The 13,513-nt window shown below is 23.1% G+C and carries 10 protein-coding genes; 5 read left to right on the top strand and 5 right to left on the bottom strand.

Annotated features, from left to right (window positions below; all coding sequences use genetic code 11):
- Positions 1–2 precede the first annotated feature (2 nt).
- Positions 3–1,757 carry a glycosyltransferase family 39 protein gene (locus T523_RS04780; protein WP_042707777.1) on the bottom strand — a complete coding sequence of 585 codons (1,755 nt, stop codon included), beginning with the start codon at positions 1,755–1,757 and terminating at the stop codon, positions 3–5.
- 37 nt (positions 1,758–1,794) lie between these two features.
- On the bottom strand, positions 1,795–2,649 hold the full coding sequence (locus T523_RS04775) for a UbiA family prenyltransferase (protein WP_042707776.1): 855 nt from the start codon (positions 2,647–2,649) through the stop codon (positions 1,795–1,797).
- Positions 2,650–3,092: 443 nt separating this feature from the next.
- Between T523_RS04775 and T523_RS04770 the strand changes: the two genes are divergently transcribed.
- A complete protein-coding gene (locus T523_RS04770; protein WP_042707775.1) occupies positions 3,093–4,838 on the top strand; it encodes a glycosyltransferase family 39 protein in 1,746 nt (581 codons plus the stop codon).
- Between the two features lie 347 nt (positions 4,839–5,185).
- On the opposite strand, the gene T523_RS04765 is transcribed toward T523_RS04770, so the two are convergent.
- The 3 genes from T523_RS04765 to hypD all read right to left on the bottom strand — a co-directional run bounded on the left by T523_RS04765 (position 5,186) and on the right by hypD (position 8,704).
- Positions 5,186–6,493 carry a TldD/PmbA family protein gene (locus tag T523_RS04765; RefSeq protein WP_042707774.1) on the bottom strand — a complete coding sequence of 436 codons (1,308 nt, stop codon included), beginning with the start codon at positions 6,491–6,493 and terminating at the stop codon, positions 5,186–5,188.
- A gap of 191 nt (positions 6,494–6,684) precedes the next feature.
- Positions 6,685–7,380 (bottom strand): phosphoglycolate phosphatase, encoded by a 696-nt coding sequence (locus T523_RS04760; RefSeq protein ID WP_042707855.1) that lies wholly within the window; start codon positions 7,378–7,380, stop codon positions 6,685–6,687.
- 277 nt (positions 7,381–7,657) lie between these two features.
- A complete protein-coding gene (gene hypD / locus T523_RS04755; RefSeq protein ID WP_042707773.1) occupies positions 7,658–8,704 on the bottom strand; it encodes a hydrogenase formation protein HypD in 1,047 nt (348 codons plus the stop codon).
- Positions 8,705–9,150: 446 nt separating this feature from the next.
- On the opposite strand from hypD, the gene T523_RS04750 reads away from it, so the two are divergent.
- From T523_RS04750 to T523_RS08760, 4 genes are all read left to right on the top strand, one after another.
- Positions 9,151–10,836 (top strand): cytidylyltransferase domain-containing protein, encoded by a 1,686-nt coding sequence (locus tag T523_RS04750; RefSeq protein ID WP_042707771.1) that lies wholly within the window; start codon positions 9,151–9,153, stop codon positions 10,834–10,836.
- Positions 10,837–11,309: 473 nt separating this feature from the next.
- A complete protein-coding gene (locus tag T523_RS04745) occupies positions 11,310–12,365 on the top strand; it encodes an N-acetylneuraminate synthase family protein (protein WP_042707770.1) in 1,056 nt (351 codons plus the stop codon).
- A gap of 14 nt (positions 12,366–12,379) precedes the next feature.
- On the top strand, positions 12,380–12,736 hold the full coding sequence (locus T523_RS04740) for a hypothetical protein (protein WP_042707768.1): 357 nt from the start codon (positions 12,380–12,382) through the stop codon (positions 12,734–12,736).
- A gap of 221 nt (positions 12,737–12,957) precedes the next feature.
- Positions 12,958–13,509: a phosphatase PAP2 family protein gene (locus T523_RS08760; RefSeq protein WP_052334644.1), complete on the top strand. Its 552-nt coding sequence runs from the start codon at positions 12,958–12,960 to the stop codon at positions 13,507–13,509.
- Positions 13,510–13,513 lie beyond the last annotated feature (4 nt).

The raw sequence follows: 13,513 nt of genomic DNA, 5'->3' as shown, positions 1-13,513 counted from the left end.
TATTAATCAATTTTATATAATGTACAATTATTTTTCTCTTTTATTATATAGTATCCATCTTCAATATTCTTATTTCTTCCTTCAGCAAAATAATAACTAACATTATTTGCTTTTAATATTTGAGTGAAGTTACTTTGATTTCTAAGATTATCTGTTTTATTTACATCTCTTTTTAATTCAAAAGAAACTCCACTCCAATCATCAGCCCAAATAGTTTTATTTAAATAGGAAGAATCATTTTCAATTAACCAAGCACAAACATCTTTTTGATCTTGTGAAGCATATAATATATTTTGAGGGTTTTGATTATCAAATGTATGTGGAGTGTTTACTGCAAAACAGTATCCAGTAAATCCAAGACTTCCAATGATTAAAACTATTGGAATAATTATTTTAATTTTAGATAATAAATTTTTAGACTCTATATGTTCTAATTTTTTATATATTAAAGATAAACCTAAAATAACCATATATGCAAGTAAAGGTGTAAATGTAATTGCGTATCTATCTGTTTTAATAATATGATAAGTATAAAATATAATATTTACAATACCCCAATAGAAAAACATGAAATCTATTGCCATATATTTAAGATCTGCTTTTCTAACTAACCTAAATAATGCAAATATAGAAAGACTTACTAAAGCAATTGAAGCATAAAGTGAAACTTTTGTAAAACTTATGAAAAATACAATTAAAGGTATAATAAATAAGATTATCTTTAAATAATAGAATTTATTTTTATTTTTACTTATTTTTCTTTTATTTGTTTTATTTAGAATTTGACTTATGTATAAGATTATTCCAATTAAAATTATAACCATAAATATACATGAAATAATTGAAGGTGTGTTTCCAAGCCAAATCATTTTTTTAAAATTAAATGCGCCTGGTTTAAAAGAATAGGGAATCCACTTTTGTGTTCCAAGATATAATGGAATATTATTTATATAATACCATAAATTATTTGTAGTTGCAGCTGCAGTACTTGTTGTTACAGCTTGTGTATGTGCACCAGGATTACTTGTAGCAGATATAGATGAAGATTGACTAATAAAGAAGAAAGGAATATTTTGAAGTTTATATATTCCTAAAATAGCTATTAAAGTAGCCAAACCAGATAATAATCCTTTAATTAATTTTCCTAAATGTCTATTAATATAATTTAAAGGATTTCCAGTAAATAATATTAACATAATCATTGCAGGAAATGTTAATATTACAGTATACCTTGTAAAAAATCCAAGAATAAGTACAGGAAATGCTAAAAAATAATATTTAGGATTTTTATATAATCCAAGAGCCATTAAATATATTGCAAGTATAGACATTGCAAGTCCAGGAATATCTAACATACCTTTTGAAGCCCAAGCAAGATTTATAGGAAAACAAAGTAGTATAATTGTTCCTGTAAAACTTAATAATTCTTTAAATTTTAATCTTAAAAGTCCATAAAAGCTAAGACCAGTTATAATATAAAATAATCCACTTATAATTAATATTACTTTATCTGAAACATAACCTGCTTTAAAAACAATAGAACATAAAAAAGGAATAACTGGTGAAAGTCCATGATTTTTACTACTTGAACTTAATCCTGCAAAGTATAATCCATTGTTAAGATAACTGTAAACATCATGAATATAATATACCCCTATTTTCATATCTATACTTAATAAATATGTAAGAATACTAGTACTTATAATAAGAATTAATATTATACTTATTATATCCATTTTATTATCTTTAAAATTCATTTTAATCATTAAATGTTTTCAGATGTTTATTAATAAATTAGAAACTTCCAATTGCAAATGCAATAAATGCAATCATCATTCCAACTTTAACGTTTCTTGAAACTTCACTACAAGTTTTAGTTTCTTGATTTTTTAATATTTTATATCCACTATAGAAAAATATTATCATTCCAAAGAATACCATTATAATATAATATATATTAAAGATATGTTCTATGTATAAGAGAGGACATAATATTGTGTCTATAAATATTATTCCACTTGAAAGATAAGCTGCTTTATTTTTACCATAAACAATTGGAAAAGTCCTTGTATTTTCTTTTTTATCTCCTTCTAAATCTTCCATATCTTTAATTATTTCTCTTGCAGTTGTCATAAGTATTGCAAAAAATCCAAGTATTAAAGATATTAAAATAATCTTAAATCCATGTGTTTCTGCACCTATTACTACTCCACCAAATATAAAACATAATCCAGTTAAAAAACCTACAATAATATTACCAATTAAAACACTAGATTTAAAATTACGTGCATAAAAATATTCTAAGATACATGCTCCAATAACAACAATAATTGGCCATATACTTGAAACTAAATATGTAATGATTCCTCCAATGATTATTGAAATTATAAACAAGCTATAAGCATAAATTTTAGCATTATTTAAACTGATTTTTCCAGATGGTATTGGTCTATTTGGTTTATTAATACAATCTATTTTATAATCAAAAACATCATTAATTGTATTTCCACCACCTAATGCTAAGAATGTTGCAATTAAACTTAAAATAATTGGAATACTATAATTATGTCCTACAATCCCCATTAAAATAACTGCAATAACTGCCATAATTGCATTTCCAGGTCTTATAATCTCTATATACGGATTCATTTAAACACGTCATTTTTTTAGTTAAATATTAAATCTAGTTTTATTTATTAATTTATCTATACTTATATTTTATAGACATATTTTTTTAAAGTTTTATTATTTAGCGAATTTTATTAATACATAAATATTTTATACATTCATTAATTACAGATTTTTATTAAAACATGAATATTTTTTATAAATTTTATATAGTTTATAATTTAAATATAAATATTAATTTTATAAACAATTAATTATTATACTAATATTTTTTGTAAAATTAGTTTTAAAGTTTTATAGATATTTTAAATAATCTTGAAATATATTTACTTAAAAATTTAACTTTATAAAAATGATTTTAATTGAAATTAAGCTTATAAAACATGCTTTTAAACTAAATATAAATTTAATTATAATTAATAATTTCAAGAAAAAATATCTTTTATTAATATTTGAGGAATTATATGGAATTAATGAAATATTTAAGAAGAAATCAAAACAAAATTTCTTTAAGTTTTGTAATTGTTTTATTTGCAATTATGACTACTTACATCATATATGTTAATTCTTCTAGTAATATTCTTGGAAGATCATTTAGAGATGTTTATTTTTACTTAATATATGCATTAAGATTTTCAGGAGTTTCTATTTCTGGATATAATTATATTAACAATCTCCCACCATTAATTCCATTTTTAACTTCTATTTTATTTAGATTAGGTTATGTAAATTTCACTAGTATTTTCATTGTCACTGGAATATTTTATTTCTTAGGTGGAGTATACTTTTATAAATTACTTAGAATAAGATTTAATAATTTTTATTCTGTTTTAGGTGCTGTATTATATTCTTGTTTAACTGTAAATATTACATGGGCAGCAAATGGTACTATTGATATTCCTTCAGTTTCATTATCAATAATTGCAATTTATGCTTTAATAATGGCAGTAGATAGAAATCAAAAATATTTCTACCTTGCATTTCCTGCAATTGTTTTAGGGTTTTTTGCAAAGTATACTGCTGGAATAAGTTTAATGATAATGGTTTTATATTATATTTTAAGAGTATTTTCACGTAGAAAAATTAAAAAATATTGGAAAAATACATTAGGTGGAATATTACTTGGTTTTATATTTACAATACCTTATATAATATATATTAAATTAAATAATCTTCCTTTAGGATTTTTAGCACAAGCAGGCGAAGTTGCATCTGAAAGTTCTAAATCAACACTTTCACATAAAGTTGTTAATGATTTAGGATTTTATATTGTAAACATTCCATATTGCTTAAATTCTGCTATACCTTGGATTTCTTATCTTTTAATAGGTATTTTAGCTATAGGTATTTTACTTATAATTTATAAATCAAGAAACACCTTAAAAACAACTTATAATCAACAATCAATTTTATTATTTGGACGTTCTATGCCTTTATCCATAATATATAAATTGATTTATATTGATTTAATTGTCTTATTTATTGTATTCTTAAGTATTGGTAAAATTTCATTTATATATACAGAAGCTTTATTCTTTGTATTTGTTTATATTCTTGCTGTTAAATTAAACAAGATAATTGGTAAATACAACCATATACCTCGTAAAAGAAAGTATAAATCATTTAATTTTGATTTTATAATGCTTATTTGGTTTTTAGCATACTTCATTTTCTTTTCAGCACACTTTGTAAAAGCAAATAGATATTTTACAACAATGGCTCCCGGATTTGTAGGAATGATTGTTCTTTCATTATATTTAATTTTAAATACATCAAAAATTAGAAACATATCATTTGATTTAAAAGAAAACAAACGTAAAGATTATAATATAAAGTTATCTACAATTATTATCTTAATATTAATTATAGTTTCTGTCTGTTCAGGATTTTACTACATATCTTTAGATAAAACTGATCCATTAGTATCTAGTGAAAATAATATGGCTAATTACTTAGAACATAATTATCCAGATTATATAAACACTACAATATCTGCTGATAGAGCTCCAGTATATGTTTGGTATTTACATAAAGAAGTTAAATATATGAAAAATTCTAATGATTCAACAATTAGAACATATAATCTAAAAAAAGATAATGTTACTTATTATATTGGTAATGATTCAAGTCTTGAAGTTAAAAATTATGATAAAATCATTAATTTTGATAATGTTACTTTATATAAAAAATCAGAATATGCAGATTATTGATTTTTTTATAATTATAACTTCTAAATTAATTTTTATTTCAAGTATTAATTTATAATATAATTACACTTGAAATTACCCTCTATTTTTTAGAAATTACTTATTTTATTTATATACTCTAATTTAATTTATAATAAAATAATTTAAAAAATACAAACCAATAAATTATAAAAAAAATAACAATTACAAAAAAACAAGAAAAAAATAAAACCCATAAAAAAAATAAAAAATAACACTTACAAAAAAACAAGAAAAAATAAAAAATATTATTTAAATTTAAAATAATAAATAATACTTATTTTTAAATTAAAATCTAAGTATAAGAAATATTTTAAGAGATAAATTAAGAATTATTGGCCAATAACTCTTAATGAATTAACTCCTATTTTTGGAATTACAAAACTACCTAATTGTCTAATATTTGATTTTATACCAATACAATTTTTTAAACAATCATATATATTACCGCTAATCATAGCTTTTTTAACTGGTTTAGTTATTTCACCATTTTCAATTTTAAATACATTACTTGCTTCTACAGAAAAATCACCAGAAATTGGATTTGCTGTATGTGCACCTAAAACATTATTAACAATAATACCATTATCAATTTCAGAAATATCTTCAGTTTCATCAAAGTCAAATATTACATTTGAAGTTCCTACACTTGGAATTCCTGCATATGAACCTCTAAATCCATTAGAAGTACTTTCAGTATTTCCTTTATTAGCATTATAAATATCAAATATGAAATTTTTTAATATTCCATTATCTGCAATAACAGTTTTTTGTGAAGGTGTACCTTCTCCATCACATATACCAGATAAAAGACCGCCTTCATAAGTATTATCATCATAAATTGACAAATTAGAACTTACTACTTCTTTTCCTATTTTATCTGCTAAAATAGATCTTCCACGTAAAACATTATCTCCACTAATACCATTTAAGAAATTATTTAATAAACCAGCTGCTGCATGATAATCCAATATTACAGGCATATCTTTAGTTTCAATAGCTTCACCATGAAGTGAATCTTTTGCTAATTTACATACACCTCTTGCAAGTTTTTCACCATCAAGATTAAAAGTACATAAAGATTCCCCATCATATGCATTAAATAATTCTCCATTATCTGTAACATTTACTGCAACATAACCACCAAATCCTGTAGATTTATCATAAGCATTAAGACCATTAGAATTTACAATTAATGATTCTCCTTTAACAACTGAAAAACCACCAGAACTTACTTGACATTTTTCATCAGATACAACATCAAAAATATTGTTCATATATTCTGTACCATCATCAAGAGAAATATCATCAATTCGTTTATCATATACTCCTTTTACTGATTTAAATTTAGAATTTGGTGCAAAACTAAAATTTTTATCCTCTTCATTAATTTTAGAATTAAGATATGCTTGTTTTGCAGTTTTTGCAATTTCATTAACATCACTAGTATAAGCATGACCTAATTTATTATCCTTAAGTACACTTATTCCTATACCGACATGAATTTCGTCTTTTGCAAAATTAAGCTCAGTTTTTTCAGCATTTAATTCAATACCATTTGATTGACTAATATAAATTTCATAATCATCAGCATATTTTGAAACTTCAGAAATAGCTTTTTGTGATAATTCATTTAACATAAAATTCCTTCTAAAATAATTTTTATTATAATAAAACAATTAAATTAATAATACTTTGTATATTCTAATTTTATAAATTATTCAAATATAAAAATTTGTAATTGTTGAAATCCTTCTAATATTTAGAATAAATTTTTTAAAAATTTAATTCTAGTATTAATACTGTTAAAAAAATTCAACAGACTCCAATATCAATAATTATTTAATACAAATTTATATATAGCTTCACTTACTCCATCACCATACTTATTTTTACAAACATAATCTCCAATATTTTTTAAACGTTCATCAGCATTTGCAACAGCTACTTTAAGACCACAAACATTTAAAAATTCAATGTCATTTTCACTATCACCAATACCCATAACATTATCTGCAGAGATATCTAACCATTTTAATAATTCAATAAGTGAAGAACCTTTATTTACATTAGGATCAGTAATATGTAATGCAAATCCACTATCATATACTGTAACATTATAATCTTTAACAATTTCAGCAACTTGATTTCTTGTAACATTATCTTTATAATAACATTTTTCAGCAACCCTAAACTTATTATCACTAGATACCATAATATCTGGAAGTTCTTTAATCAAATGTTCATGAGCCCGATTAACTTCAGTTTTATCACCAAAAATCAAAAGTTCATTATTATTTTCATATTCTTTAAAGATACCTCCACCATTTTCAAATACAATACCACCACTAGATCCAATAAATATTTCTGCAGCATATGCAAAATCTGCAACATTACCTGTAACAATAATTGTTGGTATACCTTTATCTTCAGCTTCTCTTATTGCTTTCATTGCAGATATACATAATCTTCTATGATTATCAGTAATTGTTCCATCAATATCTACAGCAATTGCTTTTATATCCACCATAATACTTCCTCAAATTATAAAAATAAATCTATAAATAATTGACATTATTGAAAAGCAATTTATTTAAAATTTAACTTTATAAAATCTATTTATTTTAAAATTATAGTTAATTTAAAATTAACCCTCTAAAATCCATAAATTTTAAAACAATAATTAATTTAAAATTTAACCATTTAAAGACTATTTATTTTAAATTTAAATAAATTATATTATAAATTTAGAAAATTTCAATAAAGCCAAAAATTACTAAAATTTTAAATATAATCCTGTAAAATCAATCAGAACTATATCTATATGCAATATTACAAGTTCCTTCTTTTGATACCATACATGCACCAATTGGGTGAAGTGGATTACATTCATGTCTAAATAATTTACAATCACTAGGTTTTCTTAACCCTCTTAAAATTGGACCACAAATACAACCTTTAGGTGCTTCTTTAACATCTTTAACTTCAATATCAAATTTTTCACGTGCATTGTACTGTGAAAATTCATCTTTAACTTCAAGAATTGAATTAGGAATTTTTGGAAAACCTCTCCATTCCCTACTACCTACTTCAAAAACTTCATTCATAGCTTCTTGAGCAATAGTATTACCTTCATAACGTACAGCTCGTTTATATTCATTTTCTATTTTTGGTTCTCCTTTATTAACTTGACGAAGAATCATATATACAGACATGAGAATATCAAGAGGATTAAAACCTGCAGTAACCTGAGGTATACCATAATCTTTTGAAAAGTGTTCAAATGGTTTATTACCAATAATAGTACAAACATGACCTGGTTCAATAAGTGCATCTAAATTTGTTTGTCCAGAATTAATTAACCAATCAATTGCAGGAGGAATTAATCTATGACATGATAAAATAGAAAAGTTTTCAGGAGGATTATTTAATATTTCTGAAGCAGTAGTTGGTGCAGTAGTTTCAAATCCAGCAGAAATAAATACTACTTCTTTATCAGTTTTTTCTGCAATTTCTACAGCACGATTAATACCATAAACTACACGTACATCCCCACCTTCAGCTTTTTTATCTGCAAGAGAAGAATCAGAACCCGGAACTCTTAACATATCACCAAAAGTAGTTATAATAGCACCTTTTTCTAATAATTGAATACTTTCATCAATTTCTCTTGATGGTACAACACATACAGGACAACCAGGACCTGCAATAATTTCAACTTCAGGAGGAAGTAAACTTCTAATACCATTCTCCATAATAGTATGTTCATGTGATCCACATACATGCATAATTCTAATAGGTACTGCTAAATCATTTATACGGCTAATAAGTTCTTTAGACATATTTTTCATTATATACACCAAAAGTTAATTTATTGTTTTAAAATTCTTAATAATTAAAGTCCATATATATTAAAATAAAATCAATAAATGAAAATATTAAAATAAAAAGTTTTTAATAAATTAAAAAATTCATAATATTTAATTTATAAACATTATTATATTATGTTATTTAAATCTTTTAAAATTTTATATAAAAATTAATAATTATAAAAATCTAATCTTTTGAAAACTATTTTTTTAATAATATAAATAGTATTTATATTTAAAAATTAAATTTAAGAAAGTTTTTTTAAAAATTAGAGAAATTTCAACATATCCTAAATTTAAAAAAGTTTTTTTAAAAATTAGAGGGATTTCAACATAGCCAAAAATCTAAAAAAATAATTAAGTTTTAATAAGTTAAGTGTTAATAAATATAATTGTATTGAATTATAAAAAAAATATAGGTTTTTGTCATGTATAATAACAAACAAGTGATTGTAATTATTCCAGCAAGAGGAGGATCTAAAAGTATTCCTAGAAAAAACATAAGATTTTTAGGAGATAAACCTTTAGTAGCTCATGTTATTACTACTGTTAAACAATCAAAATATGTTGATAAAGTAATAGTCTCAACAGATGATACAAAGATACAATTTATTGCACAGCAATATGGAGCAGAAACACAATTTAGAAGTCCTGAACTTGCAGAAGATGAGGTTCCTCTTGATCCAGTAATATATGATGCTGTTCAAAAAGAAGAAAAAAGGACAATGGATGAATTTGATATTGTTATTACAGTTCAACCAACTTCTCCACTTCTTAAAACAGAAACTTTAGATTATGCAATTGAACAATTAGTAAATAACGACTTTGATACAATAATAAGTGTATATGATGATAGAGGTTTAAGTTGGGGGTATGATGAAGAATCACAATCCTTCTATCCATTATATAAAGAAAGATTAAACAGACAATATTTACCTAAAACTTATAAAGAAACTGGTGCAATTCTAGGTTCAAAAAGAACTTGTATAAATGAAAATTCACGTATAGGTGATAACATCGGTTTAATTGAAATATCTAAAGAAGAAAGTGTAGATATTGATAATTATGAAGATTGGTGGGTTGCAGAAAAAATATTAAACAAAAAAAGAGTAATTCTCAAAACTGATGCAACAAATATTATTGGAACAGGACATATCTATAGATGTCTTTCATTAGCATCAAAACTTACAAATCACGATGTTATATTTTTACTTGATGAAAATAAACCTCTCGGAATTAAACTTGTAAGTGAAAATAATTACAAATACATAACCCATAATGGAAACGATGATTTAATAGAAAAAATTATGGAATTTAATCCAGATATAATTGTAAATGATATTTTAAATACTGATGTCAATTATATGAAACAATTAAAAGATTTAGGTTACTTTATTGTTAATTTTGAAGATATTGGAGAAGGAACAAAATATGCAAATGTAATATTTGATGCATTATATGAACACCAAGATAATATTCCAAATCTTTACTCTGGACCTAATTATTATATATTAAGAGGAGAATTCTATTATCAACCATTTAAATCCCTTAAAGAAGATGTTGGTGAAGTTCTTTTAACATTTGGTGGAACTGATCCAAATAATCTTACTGAAAAAACATTAAATGCAATACTTGCTACTGGATACAGTAAAAGTATTACAGTAATTTTAGGACTTGGATATCCTAATAAAGAAAGTTTTGAATCAAAATATGAAAACAACATTAATGTAAGAATATTTGAAAATGTAAAGAATATTAGTCAATATATGTACAATGCGGACATAATATTCACATCTGCAGGAAGAACAATGTATGAAGTTGCTTCAGTAGGTGTTCCATGTATATGTATATGTCAAAATGAAAGAGAACTTACACATGTATTTGGAAATAGAGACAATGGATTTATAAATCTTGGTCTTGGTACCAATGTTAAAGATGAAGATATTATGAATGCTTTTATAAATCTTGTTAATAATTTTGAGTTAAGAAAAGAACTTTCAGAAAATATGAAGTACATTGATTTAAAACATGGCTATGAGAATATTATAAATGTATTACATTCAAAATATAAAGAATTCAAAAAACAAAAAAAATCAAATGAAGAAAATAATTAAAACTGTTAAATTCTTAACACTTTAATTATTAAAAACACTATTTTTATAAAATAAAATTAAAAACATTACTATTTTTATTTAAGATTTAGACATTAAAGATATAATTTATTAACTTTAAAAATTCTAATTATTTTCATAAATTATATTTTAAATTTAAATGGTTTCAAGAAAATTAATTTAATAAAACCTAAAAACATTATTTAAAATATTAAATTTAAAATTTAATAAATTATAGAATTATAAAGCTCAATTTTAAATCATTATTATAAATTTTTTTTTAAAAATATACGAGTTTTTTAAACAATAATCCAATTAAAAATTTAAAATAAGATAAATAAGCAAAAGGTAAAAAAAACAAGAAAAACCTAAAAAACACAAAGAATTAGAAAAAATTAAAGAAATATTAATATTATTTAAATAATAAAATTAAAAATAATTTTCAAAAAATAGCTTCAAATTAGAAGGTGTATTAATTGAGTATATTTAAAACAAAACCATTTTTAATTGCAGAAATTGGTGTTAATTATTATGATATTGCTAAAAAAGAAAAAATTACAAATATGGATGCTGCAAAATTAATGATAAAAGAAGCAAAAGAATCTGGTTGTGATGGAGTAAAATTTCAAACATACAAAGCTGAAACAATTGCAAGTCGTAATTCTCCAGCATATTGGGATTTAAATGAAGAACCAACAAAAAGTCAATTTGAATTATTTAAAAAATTTGATTCATTTGGAAATGAAGAATACAAAGAATTAGCAAATTATTGTAAAAAACTTGGAATAAAATTCTTATCAACACCATTTGATTTTGAAAGTGTAGATTATCTTGATGAATATATGGATGTATATAAAATTTCATCATCTGATTTAAATAACATACCTTTTATTAAAAAGATAGCAAGTAAGAAAAAACCAATTATATTATCAACAGGCGCATCTTATATGAAAGAAATAGATGAAGCAATAAAAGTAATAAAAGATGTTGATTCAAATATTGAAATTGGATTACTTCATTGTGTGCTTTCATATCCAACAAAATATGAAGATGCAAACCTTTTAATGATTAAAAATCTCAAAGAATCATACCCTACATTTGAGATTGGGTACTCAGATCATACAAAACCTGATGATGAAATGTTAACATTAACTACAGCATATCTTTATGGTGCTAATATTATTGAAAAACATTTTACATTAGATAAAACTTTAATAGGTAATGATCATTATCATGCAATGGATCCTGATGATGTACGTAAATTTAAAAGAAATATAAAATTTATAAATAAGATAAATGGACAATATGAAAAAATACCATTAGAATGTGAAAAAGAATCAAGATTACAAGCAAGACGTTCTATTATAGCTAAAAATAACATTCCAAAGAATAGTATTATCAAAGAAAGTGATTTAACATATAAACGTCCAGGAACAGGAATATCTCCAAATAAAATAGAAGAAATAATAGGTAAAAAAACAAAAATCGAAATTAAAGCAGATGATATAATAGAATATGAAATGTTACAATAAAAAGAAGTGAGATAATGGAAAATTATCCAGAAATAGATAATTACTTAAAATTATTAAGTGAGAAAAGAGAACTTTCTAAAGATAAAGAAAGAAATAAGGATAAAATATATGAGCTTCAATTAAAAATTAATTCAACACAAAAAGATGTAATAAATATTGTTGAAAATATTTTAATAGAAATGGGGCTTAAAAAGAGAAAAATTTTATCTGATTTTGATGTACAAATGAAATTTGATGCAGGATTAATGATAAAATTTAGAAATGTTCCTTCAATAGATTTTAAAACAGAATTTGAAAAGAAGATTAAGAATTTAGTATCTGCTAATTATTGTGGAGACGCAAGAAGAGTATTTTATATGTTCAAATATTAATTCACTAATTAGTATAAAAAATAATTTATATATTCAAATACTAAAACCAAAAAAAACAATACCTACACAATAAAAACAGGAAACAAAATACCAAAAAAAACAATACTCACAGAAAACACGTTTAAATATTAACAAAAACAATACTCGCACACACATTCAAATATTAACCAATTAAAAAAAGATAAAAGATTATCAATAATAAAAAATAGGAAGCAAATAAAATGTTTGGAATACCTTTTTTAGATAATAGTATACTATATTTTTTTAATAAAACACTTTATAATATTTACATTGCCAAATTCTTTGAAATAATAACCTATGATTTAGGAGATAAATTTCCATTATTTGCTATAATAATTCCATTTATATTTTTAATAGTTGATAAAAAGTATGGAAAAAAATTATTCAGTCTATTCTTTTCAAGTTACATTATAAGCTTTATAGTATCTTTTATTATAAAAAACACAATAAGAAGACCAAGACCATATTTAACTCAAAGTTTTGTTAATAAAATTATTTTAGAAAATGGATATTCTTTTCCATCAAATCACAGTTTATTTGCATTTTTAATAGCTATGTTATTAACATATAGATATGAAAAGTATGCTCCATTGTGGTTTGGATTAGCATTATTAATGGCTATAGCTAGAGTATATGAAGGAGTACATTACCCTTCTGATGTATTCTTTGGTGGAATAATTGGAATTTTAATAGGATACATTGTAATAAAATACAAAGATAAGATATACCATTTATTTAGAATAGATATTTAAATTA

The sequence above is a fragment of the Methanobrevibacter wolinii SH genome (assembly GCF_000621965.1).
Classification (GTDB): domain Archaea; phylum Methanobacteriota; class Methanobacteria; order Methanobacteriales; family Methanobacteriaceae; genus Methanarmilla; species Methanarmilla wolinii.
This window is presented reverse-complemented; position numbering and strand designations above follow the sequence as displayed.